13 protein-coding genes are annotated in these 23770 nt (G+C 41.8%); 10 read left to right on the top strand and 3 right to left on the bottom strand.

Annotated features, from left to right (window positions below; all coding sequences use genetic code 11):
• The 6 genes from addB (at nt 1) to DWX65_RS02065 (ending at nt 10925) form a co-directional block, all read left to right on the top strand.
• Complete coding sequence (gene addB, locus DWX65_RS02090) at nt 1-3429, top strand: helicase-exonuclease AddAB subunit AddB (RefSeq protein WP_118172686.1); 3429 nt, start codon at nt 1-3, stop codon at nt 3427-3429.
• Between the two features lie 3 nt (nt 3430-3432).
• Complete coding sequence (addA, locus tag DWX65_RS02085) at nt 3433-7050, top strand: helicase-exonuclease AddAB subunit AddA (RefSeq protein WP_118172685.1); 3618 nt, start codon at nt 3433-3435, stop codon at nt 7048-7050.
• Nucleotides 7051-7582: 532 nt separating this feature from the next.
• Nucleotides 7583-8188: a Maf family protein gene (locus DWX65_RS02080; RefSeq protein ID WP_242986262.1), complete on the top strand. Its 606-nt coding sequence runs from the start codon at nt 7583-7585 to the stop codon at nt 8186-8188.
• 18 nt (nt 8189-8206) lie between these two features.
• Nucleotides 8207-8467 (top strand): glyoxalase, encoded by a 261-nt coding sequence (locus DWX65_RS02075; protein ID WP_117947628.1) that lies wholly within the window; start codon nt 8207-8209, stop codon nt 8465-8467.
• A 17-nt stretch (nt 8468-8484) separates the two neighbouring features.
• On the top strand, nt 8485-9888 hold the full coding sequence (locus DWX65_RS02070; RefSeq protein WP_118172683.1) for an NAD(P)/FAD-dependent oxidoreductase: 1404 nt from the start codon (nt 8485-8487) through the stop codon (nt 9886-9888).
• A gap of 47 nt (nt 9889-9935) precedes the next feature.
• A complete protein-coding gene (locus tag DWX65_RS02065; protein WP_118172682.1) occupies nt 9936-10925 on the top strand; it encodes a peptidylprolyl isomerase in 990 nt (329 codons plus the stop codon).
• A 98-nt stretch (nt 10926-11023) separates the two neighbouring features.
• Here DWX65_RS02065 and htpG read toward each other — a convergent pair whose 3' ends face one another.
• The 3 genes from htpG to DWX65_RS02050 all read right to left on the bottom strand — a co-directional run bounded on the left by htpG (nt 11024) and on the right by DWX65_RS02050 (nt 18564).
• Complete coding sequence (gene htpG / locus DWX65_RS02060; RefSeq protein ID WP_118172681.1) at nt 11024-13135, bottom strand: molecular chaperone HtpG; 2112 nt, start codon at nt 13133-13135, stop codon at nt 11024-11026.
• A gap of 217 nt (nt 13136-13352) precedes the next feature.
• The gene (locus DWX65_RS02055; protein WP_118172680.1) at nt 13353-14309 is read right to left on the bottom strand and encodes a glycosyltransferase family 2 protein; all 957 of its coding nucleotides are present in this window, start codon (nt 14307-14309) and stop codon (nt 13353-13355) included.
• Nucleotides 14310-14316: 7 nt separating this feature from the next.
• Nucleotides 14317-18564, bottom strand: a complete 4248-nt coding sequence (locus tag DWX65_RS02050) for a 2-hydroxyacyl-CoA dehydratase (RefSeq protein ID WP_118172679.1) — start codon at nt 18562-18564, stop codon at nt 14317-14319.
• Between the two features lie 250 nt (nt 18565-18814).
• On the opposite strand from DWX65_RS02050, the gene DWX65_RS02045 reads away from it, so the two are divergent.
• From DWX65_RS02045 to pdxR, 4 genes are all read left to right on the top strand, one after another.
• Entirely contained in the window at nt 18815-19675 is an 861-nt protein-coding gene (locus DWX65_RS02045) for a hypothetical protein (RefSeq protein ID WP_117840928.1), read from the top strand.
• 101 nt (nt 19676-19776) lie between these two features.
• On the top strand, nt 19777-21447 hold the full coding sequence (locus DWX65_RS02040; protein WP_118172678.1) for a glutamine--tRNA ligase/YqeY domain fusion protein: 1671 nt from the start codon (nt 19777-19779) through the stop codon (nt 21445-21447).
• Between the two features lie 15 nt (nt 21448-21462).
• On the top strand, nt 21463-22314 hold the full coding sequence (locus tag DWX65_RS02035) for a DUF2225 domain-containing protein (RefSeq protein ID WP_118172677.1): 852 nt from the start codon (nt 21463-21465) through the stop codon (nt 22312-22314).
• 12 nt (nt 22315-22326) lie between these two features.
• Nucleotides 22327-23736: a MocR-like pyridoxine biosynthesis transcription factor PdxR gene (gene pdxR / locus DWX65_RS02030; protein ID WP_118172676.1), complete on the top strand. Its 1410-nt coding sequence runs from the start codon at nt 22327-22329 to the stop codon at nt 23734-23736.
• Nucleotides 23737-23770: the final 34 nt, after the last annotated feature.

Below are 23770 nucleotides of genomic sequence, written 5' to 3'. Positions count from 1 at the left end.
ATGGCACTGCAATTTGTACTGGGCAGTGCTGGAAGCGGAAAGTCAGGCTATGTATTCCGCAAAACAGTCAAAGAAGCTCAGAAGAATTTAAAGAAAAATTATTATGTAGTAGTACCGGAACAGTTCACGATGCAGACGCAGCGTGAACTTGTTCGGTTACAGGAAAAAAACAGTATTATGAATATAGATGTGGTCAGCTTCCAGCGACTGGCATATCGTATTTTCGATGAATTAGGAAAGACGAATATGGCAGTTTTAGAGGAGACCGGGAAAAACCTTGTATTGCGTAAGGTTGCCGAAGAGCGGATGGATGATTTATGCGTCATGCAGGGAAATATGAAAAAGATGGGATATATCAGTGAAGTGAAGTCCCTGATATCAGAGCTGACACAGTATAATATCGATCCGGATACTTTGGAAACATTTATTGAAGAGCAGAATATGCCACCGGCATTTTCCTATAAACTGCAGGATATCCTGACCATGTACCGGGGCTTTCGAAGTGCAATTTCCGGGATGTATATTACTGCTGAAGAAGTTTTAGAAGCCTTCTGTGATATGGCAGAAGAATCAAAGCTTTTACAGGATGCCGTGCTGGTTTTCGATGGATTTACCGGATTTACACCGATTCAGAATAACGTGCTATACCGCCTGATGGGAATTGTATCAGATATATATGTGACAGTAACCATTGACCCGGCAGAGGATATTTATTCCTATCATGATATGCAGGAGCTGTTTGCCATGAGTAAGAAGACTGTAGCCAGCCTAATGAAAATGGCAGAAGAGAAGCATTTTGAAGTAACAGAGCCGGTGGTATTAAAGAATCCCAAAGCTGACCGGTTCCGGGAGGCACCGGTACTACGGTTCTTAGAGCAGAATCTGTTCCGTACCAGACATCATAGCTACGAAAAGAAGGATGAGAAAGAAATCAAAGAAGGCATAGAGATTTTATCCCTGCCAAATCCAAGAAGAGAACTGCAGTATGCAGCAGAAGAGATTGCAAGGCTGGTGCATACCGGAGCATATCGCTACCGGGATTTTGCCATTATTTCCGGTGCCATAGAAGAGTATGGAAGCTATGTGCCGCAGATTATGGAGGAGTTTGGCATTCCGTTTTTCTTAGATACAACGAAAAATATTTTACTGCATCCATTTTTGGAATTTGTCCGGTCTCTTTTGCAGGTAATCGAGGACAATTTTTCAGAGGAAGCAATGTTCCGTTATTTGCGCTGCGGATTATCACAAATCAGTGAGGATGAGATTGACCTGCTGGAAAATTATGTACTGGCAGCAGGCATCCGTGGAAAGAAAAAATGGGAGGCAAGATTTATTTATACCACCCATGAGGTTGCGGAAGAAGATTTAGAAGCTTTAAATGAACTCCGGATCCGTGTAATGGAGCCATTTTCGGAATTGACGGCTGTATTTCATAAAAAAGGTGCTACCGTACGGGAATGCACGACAGCACTCTATCAGTTTATTGTGTCCTTACAGATAGAGCAGCAGTTAAAATACCGGGAGAATCAGTATAAAGAGGCGAAGGACTTAGCCAAGGCAAAGGAATATGCACAGATTTATCGCATTGTAATGGATATTTTGGATAAGATGGCAACGCTTCTGGGTGATGAAGTCATGGACATATCCGAATATGCCAAGGTCTTAGAGGCTGGCTTTGAAGCTGCCAAAGTAGGCGTGATTCCGGGTGGCTATGACTGCGTGATGATTGGTGATATTGAAAGAACCCGTCTTGATGATATAAAAGTATTGTTTATTGTGGGAGTCAATGATGGTATTGTGCCAAAATCCGATAATCGTGGCGGCATTATTTCCCAGCTGGAAAGAGAAGAACTTGCGAAAAATCATATGGAACTGGCTCCTACAGCAAGGGAACGTGTTTTTATCCAGCGTTTTTACCTTTATCTTGCAGTGACAAAGCCATCGAAAAAACTTTATCTTACCTATGCAAGGGTAGGCAGTGATGGAAGTGCAAAGCGCCCGTCCTATTTTATTCATATGATAGAGGGACTGTTCCCGGGGTTAAAAGCAGAGCTGATAACGGGAGAACAGGTTGATGAAACACTGGTAACACCGGAGAGCAGCATGGCATTTCTGTTAGAGGGACTGTATCAGGAAGATGCCGGGTGGAATGATGAGAAGGAAGTACTCTGGCAGGCTTTGCTGCACTGGTATGAAGAGGAACCGGCATATCAGGAGCAGGTAAAAGCTATTCTTGATGCAGCAGAGCTTAAATATCATGCAGAGCCAATCAGCCGAGCTGTGGCAAAGGCTCTTTATGGAAATGAGTTAAAGAACAGTGTTACGCGGCTGGAACAGTATGCAGCCTGTGCCTGTGCCCATTTCCTGACTTATGGACTTCGTTTACAGGAACGGGAACTCTTTGAATTCCGTATGACGGATATGGGAAATATCTATCATCAGGCATTGGAAAATTATAGCCGGTATCTGAAAGAATCATCCTATAGCTGGTTTGATATTACAGAAGAAGCACAAAAACAGCTTATGGAGCGGGCGATGGAAGAAGCAATTGCTTCCAGTGGAAATGCAGCCATGGCAGATACAGCGGCAAACCGTTATCAGGTAGCAAAGATGAAAAAGATTTTTGCACGGACCATCTGGGCACTGACCAGCCAGATCCGTCAGGGAAAATTTGAACCATCGCAGTTTGAGGTGGGATTTTCCTATACGGATGATTTAAATGCAGTGAATTTTAAACTCAGTGAAGAAGAGCATATGCGGCTCCAGGGAAGAATTGACCGTATTGATACTTATGAAGACAAAGATAAGTTATATGTAAAGATTATTGATTATAAATCCGGTAATACCGGTTTTGAACTGCTATCTTTGTATCATGGACTGAAGCTTCAGCTTGTGGTTTATATGAATGCAGCAATGGAATTATTTGCAAAGCAAAATCCGGCAAAAGAGGTAGTGCCGGCAGGTATGTTCTACTATCATATTGATGATCCGATGGTGGAAGGAACCGGTAGTGAATCTGAAGAAGAGATTCGAAGAAAGATATTGGAAAATTTACGTCTGGATGGAGTGGTAAATACAGAGGATGATATTTACCGTGCCATGGATGTGGAACTTTCCGGTAAATCCAATGTCCTTCCGATTTCTGTAAATAAGGACGGAACGGTGCGAAAGAGCGATAAGGCTGTGGACAAGGAAGAATTTAGGCTGATTGCGGATTATGCCAGCTATCGGATTGCAGAAGCTGGAAATGCTATTTTAAAGGGAAATACAGAGGTGAATCCGTATCTTTTAAAGAACCGGAGCAGCTGTGATTATTGTCCATATGCTGCGGTCTGTGGATTTGATAAAAAGATTCCGGGATATGAAGTAAGGCGGTTGGAAGAATTATCTTCCGAGGAAATCTATGAACGCATGAAGGAGGTTTTTTAAAAAATGGGAATGACATGGACAAAAGAACAGCAGCAGGTCATTGATTTAAGAAACCGTAATATCTTAGTGTCTGCGGCAGCAGGTTCCGGAAAGACAGCCGTACTGGTAGAGAGAATCAAAGAGCTGGTATTGGATAAGAAGCATCCGGTAGACATTGACCATCTTCTGGTGGTAACTTTTACCAATGCGGCGGCAGCCCAGATGAAAGAGCGTGTAGCAAAAGCCTTGGAAAAGGCATTGCAGGAGAATCCTTCCGATGTGAGATTACAGCAGCAGGCTGCACTGGTGCAGAATGCGCAGATTACTACCATAGACAGTTTCTGCCTTTATGTGCTTCGGAATCATTTTCATGAAATCGGTCTGGAGCCGAATTTCAGGATTGGAGATGAAGGCGAGTTAAAGCTTCTTCGGGAAGATGTAATGACCGGATTGTTTGAACAGTGTTATGAAGAAAAACATCCGGGTTTTTTGCATCTCATTTCCTGTTATGGAACCAGCAGAAGTGATGCACCGGTGCGGGATATGATTTTTAAACTTTATTCCTATGCACAGAGTTATCCATGGCCGAAGCAGTGGCTTCGGGAAGCGTTAAGCTGTTATGAGATAAAAACAGAGCAGGAATTAGAGCAGGCGCCTTTTATTGAAATGACGGTAGAATATGGGAAGCAGATGGTAAAGGGCTATTTAGAGCAGGCAGAGCATTATCATGAACTTTGTCAGGATGTCGATGGCCCCTATATGTATGAGGAAGCCTGTGAGCAGGATGTAGAGCTGATGGAGGAATTGCTTTCCTGCAGTACTTATCAGGATTTTTATGAAGAATTAGGAAAATGTAAATTTGCAACATTAGGCAGGACAAAGGATTATATCGGAAGTCCGGAAAAGCAGGAGCAGGTAAAGGCAGAACGTAAAAAACTTAAGGATGGAATCGGAAAGTTAAAAAGTGACTGCTTTGCCCTTACTTTTCAGGAAATCTTAGAGCAGCTCGCTCTGGTACAGCCATCAGCAGAAGCGTTAGCTGAAGTGACAGAGCGTTTTATCGATGCTTTCACAGAAAGAAAGCAGGATAAAAATCTGGTGGATTTCTCAGACCTTGAGCATTTTGCATTAGAGATATTGGTAGAGGAAGAGACCGGGAAACCAACGGAGACTGCAAAGGAATTTCAAAATGCCTATGAAGAAATTATGATTGATGAGTATCAGGACAGCAACTATGTGCAGGAGACGATTCTCCGGGCAATTTCAAGAGAAGTGGTCGGACAGAATAATCTTTTTATGGTAGGAGATGTAAAACAGAGTATTTACCGTTTTCGTCTGGCGAGACCGGAGCTTTTCATGGAAAAGTTTGATACTTATGAGACAACAGATGCACCCTGCCAGCGGATTGATCTGCATAAGAACTTCCGAAGCAGAGACAGCGTGCTTACTTTTACCAATGATATTTTCTATCAGATTATGAAACGGAATCTTGGCGGTGTGGATTATACCGATGAGGCGGCATTGTATTGTGGTGCAGATTATCCGGCGGGCGGGAAAGCAGACGCTTTTGACAGTGAGATTCTTCTTACAACTACACAGGAACTGGAAGAGGGAACAAAACAGCAGATTTCAAAACAGGAACTGGAAGCAAAATTAATTGCAGACCGGATTCGGAAGATGGTAGGCAAAGAAGAGGTGGTAGACGAAGAAACCGGAGAATTCCGGAAAGTCCGCTATGGCGATATTGTAATTTTACTGCGTAGTTTAAGTGAATGGGCGGACCTTTTTGCAGAGGTTTTAAATGCCAATGGAATTCCGGCACATACGGTTTCAAGAACCGGATATTTTTCCACATTAGAAATCAGGACGGTATTAAATTATCTTAGGATATTAGATAATCCAAGACAGGATATTCCACTGGCAGCAGTATTAAAATCCCCAATGGCAGGTCTTTCCGATGAGCAGCTTGCAAGACTCCGGTTACTGGCAGAGGACAAGCCGTATCATCAGTGTGTAAAGATGTTTTTGGAAGCGGAAGAAGAACTGACAGAAAAAGAATCAACAGCGGATGAAGACATGCGGGCAAAATTAAAACGTTTTTCCGAAACATATAAAAAACTTCGTAGACAGACCATGGATATACCAATGCACGAACTGCTGCAAAAGGTATTGAAGGAAACGGGATATGCCAGATATGCATCGGCATTGCCGGCGGGCAGACAGAGACTTGCAAATCTTCATATGCTGTCAGAGAAAGCTATTGCCTATGAGAAAACCAGTTATCGCGGACTTTATCATTTTATAAGATACATTGATGAGCTGCAGAAGTATGATGTGGACTTTGGGGAAGCAGAACTTGTGGGTGAAAATGAAGATGCAGTAAATATAATGAGTATACACAAGAGTAAGGGACTGGAATTTCCGGTCTGCTTTGTCAGTGGAATGGGCAAATCCTTTAATAAGCAGGACAGCCGCAGCAAGATGATTCTGCATCCGAACCTTGGCGTTGGACTTGATATTATTGAGGAAGACAGGCGGATAAAAGTACCTGCATTTTTTAAGAAGGTAATTGCAAGGCAGACAGAATTAGAAAGTCTCGGTGAGGAGCTTCGTGTCTTATATGTGGCATTTACAAGAGCCAAAGAAAAATTGATTATAACGGGCTGCATCAAGGATGAAGAAATGCTGCAGCAGATAAGAGAAATTTATTGCGGAAGTAACCGAAAAGAACTTAATTTTAAGGAGCGGGCAGAAGCAAAGACCTTCCTGGAGTGGATCCTTCCGGCGGCAGCCGCCAGTGGCAGCTGGGACAAGGTTTCCTATGTGACACCATGGAGCATGTTAGAGGACGAGGCGGCGCATCAGATAACAGAGCATGTGTCATTGAGCCAGCGTGTGCAGCAGGCGGAGGAAGTTTCGGATACTCTGTATGAAAAGATAAAGGAACAGTTATCCTATCAGTATCCGCACCCGGATGCCATTCATCTGGTGACAAAATATTCTGTATCGGAATTAAAACACCGGGCAATGAGGGAGCTTGCAGCAAAGGAAGAAGAGGATGTTACACCGAAATTCTTAGAAGAAGTATCTACCCCATATGTCCCGGCATTTATGGAAGGAAAAGCAGAAGTAAATCAGGGAGCACTGCGTGGAACAGCAATGCATCGTCTGATGGAATGCTATGATTTTACGAAAATGCCGGATCGTTCCGATGAATTTGCAGAGAATATAAAAAAGCAGTTGACAGGACTGGTACAAATGGGTAAAGTATCTGAGGATATGCAAAAATTAATCCGTATACCATCCGTGGAATTATTCTTAAAATCGCAGCTTGCACCCCGTATGAAAGCAGCTGCAATGCGGGATGATTTGTTCCGCGAGAAGCCGTTTGTCATGGGAAATCATGAGATGGAAGAAGAGATGGTTTTAATCCAGGGAATCATAGATGTTTTCTGGGTGGAAGAAGATGGAATCGTACTGCTTGATTATAAGACAGACCGGGTAGATAGTGCCACAAGGCTGCGGGATATGTATAAAGAACAGCTGGATTTATATGCAGAAGCGTTAGAACGGATATTTCCGCTTCCGGTGAAGGAGAAGTATCTTTATTCCTTCCGGCTGAATCAGGCAATTGAAGTATAAGGTGTCATAAGTGATGAAGGAGAAAAAGTTTGTATAGGAAAGGCTTTTGTTTGAAGGCATTTGCTTGCCCATTGAAATACCGAAGTTCTAAGGCATATGTTTTCCTTTTTTCTATAAATACAGTCTTTCCAATGTTTGACAGACACATTGCACGGTTCGCTGCCTGCGGATACATGAATAGGCTTGTTAGGGGCACTTAGAATTTCGTCTGCAACCAGGCAACGCTGGTACAGGGATGTACCAGCGAGGCACAGATGAACACGGATGTGAATTTGTGCCGGTTGCCAGACGAAGTTCATATATTAGCCGAAATTCTTAGTGCCCCTTACAGGCGTATGCGGTATCCGCAGACAACGGACAGTGCGACGTGTCAGTCCAAGCAACGGAAAGACAGTTTATCATCAAGGAAAACATACGCCTAAGAACTACTGGTATTTCAATGAAAAAAGCAAATGTTCTCCAAACGAAACCTTTTCCGGTAAACTTTTTCATCCACTCACTTATAATATACTGGAACACAAGGAGAAAAAACGTGAAAATAATTTTAGCATCAGCTTCCCCACGAAGAAAAGAACTTTTAGAGCAGCTTGGACTTACCTTTCTGGTATTTCCGGCACAGGGAGAAGAAAAGCAGGTGGGAGATACGCCTTCTGAGATTGTCATGAATCTGGCGAAGCAGAAAGCGGGAGAGATTTATGAGAAGATGATAGAAGCCAAAGTAGGAGAACAGGACAGTCTGGTAATCGGAGCAGATACCGTTGTGGTAAAGGATGGCAAAGTGCTGGGTAAACCGAAGAACCGGGAGGATGCATTTACAATGTTAAAGGGACTTTCCGGCAGTACCCATGAAGTCTATACCGGAGTGTCACTTTGGATGCGGGAGAATGGAAAGAAGGTACAATACAGCTTTTATGAATGTACGAAAGTTACCATGTATCCGGTTACAGATGAAGAACTGAACCGCTATATAGATACCGGGGAACCAATGGATAAAGCAGGTGCATATGGAATTCAGGGAAAAGCAGCTGCGTTTATCGAAAAAATCGAAGGTGATTACAATAATGTAGTAGGTCTGCCGATTGCCCGGATTTATCAGGAATTGAAACAATTAGGTATTGATGTATATAAATTTTCATAAAACAGGAGGAAAGAATAAATGGAATACGATGAGGTATGTCTGAATTACTTTTTAAAACATCAGTCACAGTTATTTGATGAAAATGTGGCAGAAAGTTTAGAGGAGGCAGAAGCGTTTTTAGAGGACTGTATGGCAGTTATCTGTGACAGCATCAAAGAAGTAAAACAGTTCTTAGACGAAAGCGGTGCGGATGTATCCGGAATGAGCAATCATGAAATTGAAGAAGCAGAAGAAGTTTTTTCACTGCCGGATGGCAGATATCTGGTTGTGGAAGCATAAATGAAAGGGGATTTTATATGAATAATAACTATGATGTAATTATTATCGGTGCAGGTCCGTCCGGAATTTTCTGTGCCTATGAATTAAAGGAAAAGAGACCGGATTTAAAGGTTCTCATGATAGAAAAGGGAAGAAGCATTGAGAAACGTCAGTGTCCGAAACGTAAGACAAAGGTCTGCGTAGGATGCCAGCCATGCTCAATTACAACCGGATTTGCCGGAGCGGGAGCATTCTCAGATGGTAAATTATCATTATCACCGGATGTAGGTGGCAATCTGCCGGAAATCTTAGGATATGAAGAAGCATTATCCTTAATTAAAGAATCGGATGATATTTATCTGAAATTCGGTGCAGACACCAATGTTTATGGTGTGGATAAGGAAAAAGAAATCCGCGAGATTCGCAGAAAAGCAATCAATGCCAACTTAAAATTAATCGAGTGTCCGATTCGTCATCTTGGAACAGAAGAAGGATATAAGATTTATGCACGCCTGCAGAAGCATTTGTTAGACCTTGGTGTGGAGATTCTCTTTAATACCATGGTAGCAGATATTCTGGTAGAAGATAATGCCGTAACCGGTGTTGTAACAGAAAAGGGAGATACATATTATGCGAAAGAAATCATTTCTGCAGTAGGACGTGAAGGCGCAGACTGGTTCTCACATATCTGTAAGGAAAAAGAGATTGAAACCAAGGTAGGTACGGTTGATATCGGTGTCCGTGTGGAAGTGCGTGATGAGGTTATGGATTTCTTAAATACAAACCTTTATGAAGCAAAACTGGTTTATCATACACCAACCTTTGACGATAAAGTGCGTACTTTCTGTACCAATCCATCCGGGGAAGTAGCAACCGAATATTATGATGACGGACTTGCGGTTGTAAATGGACATGCTTACAAGTCGAAAGATATGAAAACAAATAATACCAACTTTGCATTGCTGGTATCCAAGAACTTTACCAAGCCATTTAAGACTCCGATTGAGTATGGTAAACAGATTGCACAGCTTTCCAATATGCTTTGTGATGGCAAAATTTTAGTACAGACATTTGGTGACTTTAAGCGGGGCAGAAGAACTACAGAGGAACGCCTGGCGAGAAACAATCTGATTCCAACCTTAAAGGATGCAGTGCCGGGAGATTTATCACTGGTATTTCCACATCGTATTATGGTAGATATCGAAGAAATGTTAGAGGCACTGGATAAGGTTACACCTGGTATTGCCAGTGATGAAACATTACTTTATGGTGTAGAAGTAAAATTCTATTCCAATAAAGTTGTTGTCAGCAAAGATTTTGAAACCAGCATTAAAGGTCTGCGTGCCATCGGTGATGGTGCAAGCGTAACCAGAGGATTACAGCAGGCATCTGCAAACGGAATCAGCGTGGCAAGAAGTATATTAAAGAGTCTTGAAGCATAAAAACATACCAAAGAATTGGTTTTCGAATAAGAAAAGGAAGAAAATTCATGGGACGAAAGAGTAAAATTGCCGCAGTGGTCTTAAGCATTTCCGTATTTCTTGGTGGATGCAGTCTTGGAAAAACTGACATTGTATTTACAACAGGCTTATCTGCTAATGAAGTTTTTAAGATAGAGCATGAAAAGGTATCTTTGGCAGAAGCCAAGGTATATCTTTGTAACTACCAGAATCTATATGGAAATGTCTATGGAATCGATTTGTGGGAACAGCAGTATCAGACCGATGATTTAGAGCAGTATGTGAAGGACGTTACATTATCGGAAATGACCCGGGTAATCTGCATGGACCAGCTGGCAGAGCAGAAGGAAATTACTTTAAGTAAAGAGGAAAAGATCAATCTGAAGCTGGCTGCAAAAGAATATTATGAGTCATTGAATGAAGAGGAAAAAAGTTATATGGATGTCAGTGAGGCAACCATAGAGAAACTCTATGAGAATTATGCACTGGCAAGCAAGGTGTATACATCTTTAACAACCGGTGTCAATGAGGAAGTCAGTGATGATGAAGCAAGGGTCATGGAAGCACAGCAGATTTATGTAAAGGATCAGAACCGTGCAGGAGAGGTGGCATCCAGACTGGCAAATGGAGAGGATTTCCGGACAGTAGCAGCAGATTATAATGAGGCTGCCCAGATTGATATTACCTTTGGAAGAGATGAGATGCCAAAGGAAGTAGAGGATATTGCATTTAACTTAAATGATGATGAAATATCAGAAAGCATTGCGACAGAGGATGGTTATTATTTTATCAAGTGCATCAATAAATTCAATCAGGAGCTGACGGATGCAAATAAGGATAAGATTGTTAAAAAGCGTGAGAAAGAAGCATTTAATGACGAATATGACGCTTTTGTGGCAGATTTATCTTCAAGCCTCAATGAAAAAGTCTGGGAAGAACTGGAACTTAAAACAGACGGAACCATAACCACCAACAGTTTTTTTGAAGTGCTGGATAAGTATTATCAGTTAGAAGAGTAGAACAATAGTAGAAAAAATCTACAGAATCTGCCGGCGGCAACTTTAAAAGGGAATCTGATGAAAATCAGATTCCCTTTTGGGTAGTTCTTCTTGAACTTTTATTTTGCCAGCAGCATCATGATATCGTTGCTACGCTGGATGAATTTTGTCATAGCATCTACGGATAATGGCTGGTTGCTTAAAACAGCTAAATCGTAAAGCTGCTGACAGAACATTGGTACATGCTCGGAATCTTTGTGATTTAAGATGTACTGGACCAGAGGATGACTGGTATTTAAGGTCAGTGTCTGGTCTGCCGCAAACATGGAAGTATCCATACCGCCCATGCCATTCATGGCATACATTTTCATCATATCCTGCATACGTCTGCCTTCCTCGGAGAGAGTAATAACAGAAGCAATGTCGGGATTTTTCAGTTTGGCAGCTTTAATCGTAAGCTTATCATTCTTTAAAGTATCCTTGAATACTTTGGACAGTGTTTCTTCAGTCTCTTTAGTCTCTTCAGCATTTTCTTCTTTCAGGGAATCGGTAAGGTCTGCATCGATTCGCATGAATTTGAATTTCTCATTACGCTGCTCTAACTGGCTGATGAAGGAGGTATCGATATTGTGATTTAAGATAACTGCATCCATGCCCTGTTCCTTGAACATCTTGATATACTGTCCCTGCTGAACCGGATCGGTAACATAGTAAATCGGTTTTCTTTCATCCTTTTCTTCTGAGTCAGAAGCAGTATCAGCGGTATTATCAGCATCAGACGCATTGTCTGAAGCGGTATCTTCAGCCTTTGTATCTTCGGTATTTCCTTCCGTATTTTCTTCTGCTTTTTCGTCTTCTTTCAGAAGCTCCGGAAGAGTAAGGTACTTATCGTCTAAGTTCTTAAAGAGAATGTAATCATTCATCTTGTCACAGAACTTGGTATCTTTTAAGCAGCCGAATTTGATAAATGGGCTGATGTCATCCCAGTATTTTTCGTAGCTTTCTTTTTCGGTCTTGCACATACCGATTAATTTATCTGCAACTTTTTTGCTGATGTAATCGGAAATCTTCTTTACAAAGCCATCGTTCTGCAGAGCACTACGGGAAACATTAAGCGGAAGGTCAGGACAGTCAATCACGCCCTTTAAGAGCATTAAGAATTCCGGAATCACTTCCTTAATATTATCTGCGATAAATACCTGATTATTATATAATTTAATAGTTCCTTCGATGGAATCGTATTCCGTATTAATCTTCGGGAAGTACAGAATACCTTTTAAGTTAAATGGATAGTCCATATTCAGGTGAATCCAGAATAAAGGCTCTTTATAATCCATAAATACTTTACGGTAGAAAGCTTTGTATTCTTCATCGGTACATTCGCTCGGAGTCTTAGTCCACAGTGGGTTCGTATCATTCAATGGAACCGGACGTTTTAAAATCTTAAGCTTTTCGGTTCTTGGAGATACTTCTACGACTTCTTTTTCGCCATTTTCATTTTCTTTTTCTTCAGTTTTTGCTTCTTCAACGATTGTTTCAATGACAGTATCGGTATCTAATTTATCTTCAGGTTTGATGGTCTCATACTGTGGCTCAGCATTTGCTTTGGTCAGATAGATTGGTACCGGCATGAAAGAGCAGTACTTCTCAATGACTTCTCTTGCACGATATTCGTTGGCAAATTCCAAAGCATCTTCGTTTAAGAAAAGAGTAATTTTGGTGCCGACTTCGGTACGGTCACTGTCTTTCATATCAAATTCTGTGCCGCCATCGCATTCCCAGTGAACAGCAGTAGCACCATCTTTATAAGAAAGGGTATCAATGTGAACCTCATCTGCAACCATGAAAGCGGAATAGAAGCCCAGTCCGAAATGACCGATAATCTGGTCTTCGTTGGCTTTATCTTTGTATTTCTCCAGAAAATCAGTAGCACCGGAGAAGGCAATCTGGTTGATATATTCTTCTACCTCATCAGCGGTCATTCCGAGACCGTTATCGATGAAGGTAAGGGTTTTGTCGTCCGGGTTGACAATAACGTGGATTTCAGGCTTATAATCGGCTGGAAGGGTATATTCGCCCATCATTTCCAGCTTCTTTAATTTGGTAATGGCATCACAGCCATTGGAAATCAGTTCACGATAGAAAATATCATGATCGGAATACATCCATTTCTTTATAATCGGAAAAATGTTATCGCTGCTAATTGATAAATTTCCATGTTTATTACTCATTTAAAACACTCCTTTTCTTTCTCTATATAATTTCTTGTTCTATTTTGTAGTGTCAGACTACAAATCCTAATAGAAATATTATACTTTGCAAATTTAAAAGTCAATAGAAAATTAGCACTCTTTAAAAAAGAGTGCTAACAAAAATCCGCAACACCAGTATTTATGGGACGCTGCAGATTTCTTAAAAGTTTATAAACTTTCTGTTTAATCATTTTTTTCATTCAGATTTAACAGCTTTATCCAGGCTTAAATTGCTTTCCTTGCAGATATAAATAGGCCGTTTTTTGACCTCCATATAAGTGCGGGAAAGGTAGGAACCTAAGATTCCGATGCACAGAAGCTGGATACCTCCGATAAAGATAACGATACATGCCATGGACGGCCAGCCGAAAGCGGAGCCACCGAATAAAAGCTGCCTTACAATAATAAAGATAATGGCAAGGAAGGAAATGATACACATAAACATTCCGGTAAAGGATGCAAGCTTCAACGGAGCTGTAGAGAAGGATATCATTCCGTCTAAGGAGTAGCGGACCAGCTGGAAGAAAGACCATTTGGTTTCTCCGGCAATCCGCTCTGTATTTTCAAATTCAATCCATTTGGTACGGAAACCGACCCAGCCAAATAACCCCTTGGAAAAGCGGTTGTATTCATTTAATTCTAACAACGCATCCACAAAAGGACGGTTCATCAACCGGAAATCTCTGGCACCATCTACGATATCTGTATCGGACATTTTGCGGATAAGCTTATAGAACATCCGGGCAAAGAAAGAGCGGACAGGCGGTTCTCCTTTGCGGTTTACCCGTCGTGTGGCAACCGAATCATAGCCTTCTTCCCGGATGGCGTGAAGCATCGAAGGAAGCAGGGAAGGCGGATCCTGTAAATCTGCATCCATAATGGCAGTATAATCACTGGTTGAATTTTTCAGACCGGCATAAATAGCCGCTTCTTTTCCAAAATTACGGGAAAAGGAAATATAATATACACTGTTATCGGAAGAAGCAAGCTTTTTTAGGATGGCAAGGGTATTGTCCGTTGAGCCATCATTGATAAACAGCAGCTTAAGAGAAATCTCTGTAAGCTGTTGTCTGATTTTTGAGATCTCTTCGTAAAAATACGGAAGTGCTTCTTCTTCGTTATAGCAGGGTACAATAATCGTCATTGTTTGCATAAAAGAATCAATCCTTTGCAAGGTTCTTGTTGGCAGTAGAGAGCATCAGTTTGATACGGTTCAACTGGTTTACTTCACTGGCACCCGGGTCATAGTCGATAGCCACAATGTTAGAAAGAGGGTACTGGTGACGCAGTTTCTTGATAACACCTTTACCAACCACATGGTTTGGCAGACAGGCAAATGGCTGTGTACATACGATATTATTGGTCCCGGTATGAATCAGCTCTAACATTTCGCCGGTTAAGAACCAGCCTTCACCGGTCTGGTTACCCTGGGATACAATCTCAGAAGCATATTTTGCCAGTGTTTCAATGTGGGCAGGCGGATCAAAGTGTTCACTCTTTTCAAATTCGTCACGGGCAGCGGAACGGAGCCATTCGAAGAATTTGATACCGAGGTTTGAGACTCTTGCGGATTTCCTGCTCATGCCAAGGTGTTCTGCTTTAAAGTTCTGGTTATAGAAGCAGTAGAGCAGGAAGTCGGTAAGGTCAGGAACAACAGCCTCAGCACCTTCTGCCTCTAGTAAGTCTACCAGATAATTATTTGCGGCTGGAAGGAATTTAACCAGAATCTCACCAACGACACCAACTTTAGGTTTCTTAATGTCCTTCATCGGAAGGCGGTCAAAGTCACGGATGATTTCACGGCACATCTTTTTGTATTTCCGGTGGGAGACAAAGCCCTTCCTGGAAATAAATGCAATGACGCGTTCTTTCCATTTCTCATGAAGTGCATTGGCAGAACCAGGTACTTCCTCATAAGGTCTGGTGCGGTAGAGACAGCGCATGAAAATATCGCCAAACTCTAAGGCATAAAGACCATGCTGGATAAGCTGTGGTGTGAACTTAAAGCCAGGGTTTTTCTCTAAGCCGCTTAAGTTGATGGAAATAACCGGAACGTCTTTATAACCGGCTTTTTCCAAGGCACGGCGGATAAATCCGATATAGTTGCTGGCACGACATCCACCACCGGTCTGTGAGATTAAAATTGCAGTCTTTGTCATGTCATATTTTCCGGACATAACAGCACTCATAATCTGACCGACAACCATAAGGGAAGGGTAGCAGGCATCATTATTTACATATTTTAATCCTACATCTACAGAGTCACGGTTATCATTGTCAAGTACAACCAGATGATATCCGGCAGCCTGGAAAGCAGGCTCTAAGAGTTCGAAATGAATCGGTGACATCTGCGGACAGAGAATTGTGTAACTGTCACGCATCTCTTCGGTAAATACTACACGGTTAAAGTTAGCGGGAACGATGGTACGTTTTTCCTGACGTTTTTCTTTGACACGGATAGCAGCAAGAAGAGAACGGATACGGATTCTTGCGGCACCTAAGTTATTTACCTCATCGATTTTCAGGCAGGTATAAATCTTGCCTGATTTGCTTAGAATGTCATTGACGCAGTCTGTTGTAACGGCATCTAATCCACAACCGAAGGAATTCAACTGGATTAAATCAAGATTATCCTGTGTCTTTACAAAGTTTGCTGCAGCATACAGTCTGGAGTGGTACATCCACTGGTCCATAACAATAAGCGGACGCTCTACTTCATGGAGATGTGCTACGGAATCCTCTGTAAGTACAGCTAGACCATAGGAATTAATCAGTTCCGGAATACCATGGTTGATTTCCGGATCTACATGATATGGACGGCCGGCAAGTACAATACCACGTTTTCCAGTCTCTTTTAAATATGCTAAAGTTTCTTCTCCTTTGTGCTTGATATCCTCTCTGGCATTGGAAAGCTCCTGCCATGCAGTTTTCGCGGCAGCTTTGATTTCTTCTGCCGGAATGGAGAACTCTTCGGTAAAGGTATGTACTAACTGCTCGGTCAGAACGTCAAGGTTGGTAAATGCCATAAACGGATTTAAGAAACGAACCTGACCTGAAGTAATTTCATCTACATTATTCTTGATATTTTCGGCATAGGATGTAACAATCGGGCAGTTGTAGTGATTGTTAGAATCCGGGAATTCATTTCTTTCATAAGGAATACATGGGTAGAAAATGAAATCTACCTGATGCTGAATCAGCCAGGATACATGACCGTGGGCAAGCTTGGCCGGATAACATTCGGACTCGCTTGGAATGGAATCAATACCCAGCTCGTAAATCTTTCTGGTTGACTGTGGAGAGAGCACTACTTCAAATTTTAAAGCTGCAAAGAAGGTTGCCCAGAATGGGTAATTCTCATACATATTTAATACTCTCGGAAGTCCTACGGTTCCGCGGGCGGCTTCTTCTTTCTTCAGTGGAGGATAAGCAAAAAGCCGTTCATTCTTATATTCAAAAAGGTTTGGAATATTTTCTTTATTCTTTTCTTTGCCAAGTCCACGTTCACAACGGTTACCGGTAATGTAGGAACGGTTGCCGGAGAAACGGTTGATGGTTAAAAGACAGTGGTTGGTACATCCCTGACAGCGGGTCAGCTTGGTATCAAAGGTCAGTGCATTGATTTCATCAATGGAAAGCATGGAAGTCTGGTAACCTTCCTCATGACGCTCCCTTGCAATTAAAGCAGCACCAAAAGCACCCATGATTCCTGCAATATCAGGTCTTACTGCTTCACAGCCGGAAATTTTTTCAAAGCTCCGGAGTACCGCATCATTGTAGAAGGTTCCACCCTGAACTACGATATGCTCACCTAAATCCTTTGCATCGGAAAGCTTGATAACCTTGAAAAGAGCATTCTTGATAACGGAATAAGCAAGACCGGCGGAAATATCAGCAACACTTGCACCTTCCTTCTGAGCCTGTTTTACCTTGGAATTCATAAATACGGTACAACGGGTTCCAAGGTCAATTGGGTTTTCAGCAAATAAAGCTTCTTTGGCAAAATCCTGCACACTGTAATTTAATGATTTTGCAAAAGTCTCGATAAAGGAACCGCATCCGGAAGAGCAGGCTTCATTTAACTGAACACTGTCAACGGTCTGGTTCTTAATCTTGATGCATTTCATATCCTGACCACCGATGTCTAAGATACAGTCTACATCCGGGTCAAAGAATGCCGCTGCATAGTAGTGGGCAACGGTTTCTACCTCACCATCATCCAACATAAGGGCAGCTTTTAATAAAGCCTCTCCATAACCGGTGGAGCAGGAGTGTACAATATGTGCATCCGCCGGTAATAAGGAATAGATTTCCTTGATGGATTTGATTGCAGTAGCCAGAGGACTTCCGTTGTTGCTGCTATAGAAAGAATAGAGAAGAGAACCGTCTTCTCCTGCCAGTGCAATTTTGGTTGTGGTGGAACCGGCATCAATTCCAAGATAGCAGTTTCCTTTGTAAGTAGAAAGGTCCGCTGTCTTTACATTGTGTCCGTTATGACGGGCAGTAAAGGCGTCATAGTCAGCCTGGGTTGCAAAAAGAGGCTCCATACGGGCTACTTCAAATTCCATTTTAATATCAGAAGACAATTTGTCTAAAATATCGGATAAATCGTAAGTGACATCTTCTTTATAATTTAATGCAGAACCAATGGCTGCAAACAGATGGGAATTTTCCGGTGCAATAATGTGTTCATCATCCAGTTTTAAGGTACGGATGAAAGCTTCCTTTAATTCAGAAAGGAAGTGTAGTGGTCCACCTAAGAAAGCAACGTGACCACGGATTGGTTTTCCACAGGCAAGACCACTGATGGTCTGGTTTACGACTGCCTGGAAAATAGAAGCAGATAAGTCCTCTCTGGTAGCACCTTCATTAATCAATGGCTGGATATCGGTTTTTGCAAATACACCGCATCGTGCAGCAATCGGATAGATGGCATCATAATTTTTGGCATACTCATTCAGACCGGATGCATCTGTCTGGATCAAAGATGCCATCTGGTCAATAAAGGAACCGGTACCACCGGCACAGATACCATTCATACGCTGCTCCACATTACCACCTTCAAAATAAATAATTTTGGCATCCTCACCACCAAGCTCAATGGCAACGTCAGTCTGTGGCGCATAGTCCTGTAAGGCAGTAGATACGGAAATAACCTCCTGCACAAACGGAATGCCAAGATGTTTGGCAAGGGTAAGTCCGCCGGAACCGGTAATCATCGGTGCCAGCTTTAAATTCCCAAGCCTATCAAATGCCTTTTTTAATAAATCCGTTAAGGTTTCACGGATATTGGCAAAATGTCTTTCATAGTCTGCAAACAGCAGCTCGTTATTTTTTCCAAGAACAGCAATTTTAACGGTTGTGGAACCGATGTCTATTCCCAGTTTGTTAAGATTTTTGTTTTCCATAATAATCACCCTGTATTAGTCTGTTACTTCATATTAATAATGTGTTTCATAAATTCCAAAACAAAGTCCATTATACGACAGTATTTTTCAAAAAACAATTCCTAATAAAAGAATTTATGGATTGTTTAGAAATAGTGGTGAATCTGAAATTTTTATGAAGAAGTCCTAGTGTCGTTGACAAATCTTTGGGGATACTTCTATAATAGTAGACAGATTGCAATAAACTAATTTATGAAATATGAGGTGTAATATGAATTTTTTGAATAAAATGGAGCGCAAAATTGGAAAATACGCCATCCCGAATCTGATGATTTATCTGATTGCAGCATATTGCATCGGATTTGTGATTTATACGGTAAATCCGAACTTTATGTTGATGCTGACCTTAAGCCCTTATCACATTCTGCATGGACAGGTGTGGAGACTGATTACCTGGATTCTGATGCCGACAGACACCAGAGTATTCTCACTGCTGATTATGGCGCTTCTTTATTATCAGCTTGGTTCTGCACTGGAACGGAGCTGGGGCACATTCCGTTTTAATGTTTATATTTTCGGCGGAATGTTATTTACCGTAATCGGAGCGTTTATTTTATATGGAATATATGCAGCAGCCGGAACAGGAAGCTTAGAAACAATTTCATTGATTTCAAGCCTTACTTTCACTACGAATTATATCAATCTGACCATATTCCTTGCCTTTGCGGTCATGTATCCGGAAATGCAGATTTTACTGTTCTTTATTATTCCGGTAAAAATGAAGTGGATGGCAGTGGTATATGCAGTACTGATTGCGATTAATCTGATTTTAACCAGCTGGGGCGGAAGAATTGCTATCATTATGTCTATTTTAAATTTCCTGATTTTCTTCCTGTCTACCAGAAATTACAGAAGGGTATCCCCGAAGGAAATTCACCGGAAGCAGGTATTTAAGGCTCAGATGCGGGAGCCGAGGAGAGGCGGCATGGTGACAAAGCATAAATGTGCAGTCTGCGGAAGGACTGAACTGGATGATCCAAACCTGGAATTCCGTTTCTGCTCCAAGTGCGATGGTAATTACGAATATTGTCAGGATCATCTGTTTACCCATCAGCATATTAAGCACAGCTAGACAACATTTTGACGGAACTCCAAAAATCGTTATTGATTTAGCAGACGTTTGACTTTATAATAGATATATTAGTGAAGAAACGAACCCAGGAGGAAGACAAAATGGAAAACGAAGCTGTCTCCAAGAATTTTATTGAGCAGATTATCGACAAAGATTTAGCAGAAGGACATTGCAAAACGGTGCATACCAGATTTCCACCGGAGCCAAATGGCTATTTGCATATCGGACATGCCAAATCTATTCTTTTAAATTATGGACTTGCACAGGAATATAACGGCTTATTTAATATGCGTTTTGACGATACCAATCCGACCAAAGAGCGAAGCGAATTCGTAGAGTCAATCAAAGAGGATATTAAATGGCTGGGTGCGGATTGGGGCGACAGATTGTTTTTTGCATCCAATTATTTTGATCAGATGTATGAAGCAGCTGTAAAACTGATTAAGAAAGGGAAAGCATATGTTTCTGACTTAAGCGCAGAAGAGATGCGCGAGTACCGCGGAACCTTAAAGGAGCCGGGAAAAGAAGATCCGTCAGCCGGTAGAAGTGTAGAAGAGAACTTAGAACTGTTTGAAGCAATGAAAGATGGCAGGTATGCAGACGGTGAGAAGGTATTGCGTGCCAGAATTGATATGGCTTCTCCAAATATGAATATGCGTGACCCGGTTATTTACCGTGTGGCACATATGACCCATCAGAATACAGGAGATAAGTGGTGCATTTATCCGATGTATGATTTTGCACATCCAATCGAGGATGCCATTGAAGGAATCACACATTCTATCTGTACGCTGGAATTCGAAGACCATAGACCTTTATATGACTGGGTTGTCCGTGAGTTAGAGTATGAGAATCCACCAAAGCAGATTGAGTTTGCAAAATTATATCTTACCAATGTGGTAACCGGTAAGCGTTACATTAAGAAGCTGGTAGAGGAACATATTGTAGATGGATGGGATGACCCGCGTCTGGTATCCATTGCCGCTTTGAGAAGAAGAGGCTTTACACCGGAGTCTATTAAAATGTTCGTAGAGCTGTGCGGCGTTTCCAAGGCAAACAGTTCGGTAGATTATGCAATGTTAGAATATTGTATCCGTGAGGATTTGAAATTAAAACGTTCCCGCGTGATGGCAGTATTAGATCCAATTAAGGTTATTATTGACAATTATCCGGAAGATCAGATAGAATACTTTGATGTGGTCAATAATATGGAAAATGAAACTCTAGGCAGCCGTAAGGTTCCGTTTGCAAGAGAACTTTACATTGACAGAGAAGATTTTATGGAAGAACCGCCGAGAAAATATTTCCGTATGTTCCCGGGTAACGAAGTGCGTCTGATGCATGCATATTTTGTGAAATGCAACAGCTTTGTAAAAGACGAGAACGGAAAAGTGACAGAGATTCACTGTACCTATGACCCGGAATCCAGAGGCGGAAACAGCCCGGATGGAAGAAAGGTAAAAGGAACCATTCACTGGGTAGCAGCACCAACCGCAGTGAAAGCAGAGGTAAGATTATACGAAAATATTGTGGACGAAGAGTTGGGCGTATATAACGAAGACGGAAGCCTGAACTTAAATCCGAATTCTCTTATCGTATTAAAAGGGTGCTATGTAGAGCCAGGTCTTGCAGATGCAAAAGGATATGACAGCTTCCAGTTTGTACGACAGGGATATTTCTGCGTAGACGCGAAAGATTCAAAAGAAGATGCACTGGTATTTAACCGCATCGTTTCACTAAAGAGTTCTTATAAACTGCCAGCTCAGCAGTAGAGCGGAGGAATAGATATGAATTTATTTGCTGGATTGGAAAAATTCGGAATAAAGGCAACTGACAGTACAGACCTTTATGCCGATGAGAAAGCAACAGAAAAGAAAACAAAAGAAAAAGTAGAAACAGCCGTAGCACAGCCAAAGGAAGAGGATTTCCTTTTAGATAAGACCGTGCGCTGCCCGGTATGTGATAAAGAATTTAAGACGAAAATGGTAAAAGCCGGTAAGGTGAAGCGATTGGAGCCGGATGCAGATTTGAGACCGAGACAGCAGTATGTGGATTCTTTGAAATATGATGTGGCATCCTGCCCGAATTGCGGATATACTTCTCTGAATCGTTATTTTGAACATATTACCATGGGTCAGATTAAATTGATTAAGGAACAGATTAGCCGGAATTTTCATCCGCAGGCACCATCTGACGATGCAACATGGGATTATGATAAGGCAATTGAAATGCATAAGTTATCCCTGTTTAATTCGATGGTAAAGAAAGCGAGAACCAGTGAAAAAGCATATAACTGTCTGATTCTTGCATGGTTGCTTCGCACCAAAGCAGAGGAATTAGAGACTGCCGGTAAAAAAGAAGAGGCAGCAGCCTGCAGACAGGAAGAGGAATCTTTCTATAAAGAGGCCTATGATGGCATGATGAAGGCAGTAAGTACAGAGATGTTCCCGATTTGTGGAATGGATCAGAGTACGATGGATTATCTTCTTGCAAATATGGCATTCCATTATAAGCAGTATGATGTAACATCAAAATGCTTAAGCCGTGTTTTGAGTTCCGCAAGTGCAAATCGTAAGATTAAGGATAAATCCTTGGAATTAAAAGAAATTATTTTAAAAGAGCTTAAGAAAAATCGATAGGTGGATAACGGGATGAAGGAATTATGGATTGATTTACAGCCGGATTCTCCACGCGCACTTTATGAGCAGATTTACGAATACATTCGTAAGGATATAGCAGACGGTAAGATTTCCCCGGGGGAAAAATTACCGTCTACTCGTTTTATGGCCAAAAATCTGCAAATCAGCAGGAGTACCGTGGAACTGGCATATGAACAGCTTACAGCAGAGGGTTATATTGAACCAAAACCCTGTGCAGGCTATTTTGTATGCGATATCAGCATGCTGTATCAGCTGAGCCGTGGACAGGAAAAGCCAGAAGAGGGAAGACTCATGGAGCGGCAGAAAAAGCAGTATGAAATCAGTTTTTCTCCTTATGAGATTGACCGGAAGCATTTTCCCTATGGAATATGGTATCGGATGCATAAGAGTGTAGTGCCGGAGGATAACCCGGATTTATTGCTTTCGGGAAATCCAAAGGGAGAACTGAATCTTAGAATGGCAATCAGCCGCTATCTCTATCAGGCGAGAGGGGTAGTCTGCGATGAAAAACAGATTCTTATTGGTGCCGGTAATGAGTATCTTCTGTTATTGTTAGCTCAGATTATGGGGCGGGATAAGAAAGTGGCAATGGAGAATTATACTTATTTGCAGGCATATTATACTTTCTGTAATATGGGATATCGGGTGCTGGCAGAAGAAATTGATGAAGATGGAATTTGTATGGAGGCTATCCGGAAAGAAAATCCGGATATGGTTTATGTCATGCCATCCCATCAGTTCCCGTTGGGAAATGTCATGCCGCTGCGAAGAAGGCTGGAACTTTTACAGTGGGCGTCTGAAGGAGAAGAACGTTATATCATAGAAGATGACCACGATAGTGAGTTCCGTTATAAAGGAAAGCCGATTCCGGCTTTGTGGGGAAATGATACCGGAGAGCATGTGATTTATATAGGAACTTTTTCAAAAAGTATTGCACCTTCTCTTCGAATCAGTTTTATGGTATTGCCCCATTCCCTGATGGAGCGGTACCACAGTTCCTGTGGTTTCTATGCCTGTACGGTGCCGCGGAACAGTCAGGAAGTATTGTGCCATTTTATGGAAGAAGGGCATTTTGAACGGCATCTGAACCGTATGCGTAATAACTATAAGAATAAGCATGATACTTTTATGCGTCTTTTAAAGCAGGAAGACTGGGTCTGCCGCATTTACGGTGATATTGCCGGCCTGCATGTATTGGTAGAACTGGATGTGAAGTGGAAGGAAGAAGAAGTGGTAGAGCAGGCGAGAGAGCAGCATATTGAAATTCATGGACTGGGTGAATATGTGATTCAAAAGCCAAAGGAAAAGAAAGTTCCGACACTGGTGCTTGGATATGGTAATCTGACAGAAGATGAAATGGAACAGGGTCTTGCTGTATTAAGAGAGATTCTGGATAAATAAAAAAGACATTACATATCGGCGGCTGTCGAATGTA

It is taken from the genome of Roseburia sp. AF20-18LB (assembly GCF_003461185.1).
In the GTDB taxonomy this organism is placed as follows: Bacteria; Bacillota; Clostridia; order Lachnospirales; family Lachnospiraceae; genus Roseburia_C; species Roseburia_C amylophila.
Note: the sequence above shows the minus strand (reverse complement) of the source record. Positions and strands in the feature narration are given on the sequence as shown.

Excerpts from the sequence above, each read along its gene's own strand:
- addB (WP_118172686.1), top strand. The coding sequence starts at position 1 with ATGGCACTGCAATTTGTACTGGGCAGTGCTGGAAGCGGAAAGTCAGGC.
- DWX65_RS02075 (WP_117947628.1), top strand. The coding sequence starts at position 8,207 with ATGGAATACGATGAGGTATGTCTGAATTACTTTTTAAAACATCAGTCA.
- DWX65_RS02040 (WP_118172678.1), top strand. The coding sequence starts at position 19,777 with ATGGAAAACGAAGCTGTCTCCAAGAATTTTATTGAGCAGATTATCGAC.
- htpG (WP_118172681.1), bottom strand. The coding sequence starts at position 13,135 with ATGAGTAATAAACATGGAAATTTATCAATTAGCAGCGATAACATTTTT.
- DWX65_RS02055 (WP_118172680.1), bottom strand. The coding sequence starts at position 14,309 with ATGCAAACAATGACGATTATTGTACCCTGCTATAACGAAGAAGAAGCA.
- DWX65_RS02045 (WP_117840928.1), top strand. The coding sequence starts at position 18,815 with ATGAATTTTTTGAATAAAATGGAGCGCAAAATTGGAAAATACGCCATC.
- DWX65_RS02070 (WP_118172683.1), top strand. The coding sequence starts at position 8,485 with ATGAATAATAACTATGATGTAATTATTATCGGTGCAGGTCCGTCCGGA.
- DWX65_RS02050 (WP_118172679.1), bottom strand. The coding sequence starts at position 18,564 with ATGGAAAACAAAAATCTTAACAAACTGGGAATAGACATCGGTTCCACA.
- addA (WP_118172685.1), top strand. The coding sequence starts at position 3,433 with ATGGGAATGACATGGACAAAAGAACAGCAGCAGGTCATTGATTTAAGA.
- DWX65_RS02065 (WP_118172682.1), top strand. The coding sequence starts at position 9,936 with ATGGGACGAAAGAGTAAAATTGCCGCAGTGGTCTTAAGCATTTCCGTA.
- pdxR (WP_118172676.1), top strand. The coding sequence starts at position 22,327 with ATGAAGGAATTATGGATTGATTTACAGCCGGATTCTCCACGCGCACTT.
- DWX65_RS02035 (WP_118172677.1), top strand. The coding sequence starts at position 21,463 with ATGAATTTATTTGCTGGATTGGAAAAATTCGGAATAAAGGCAACTGAC.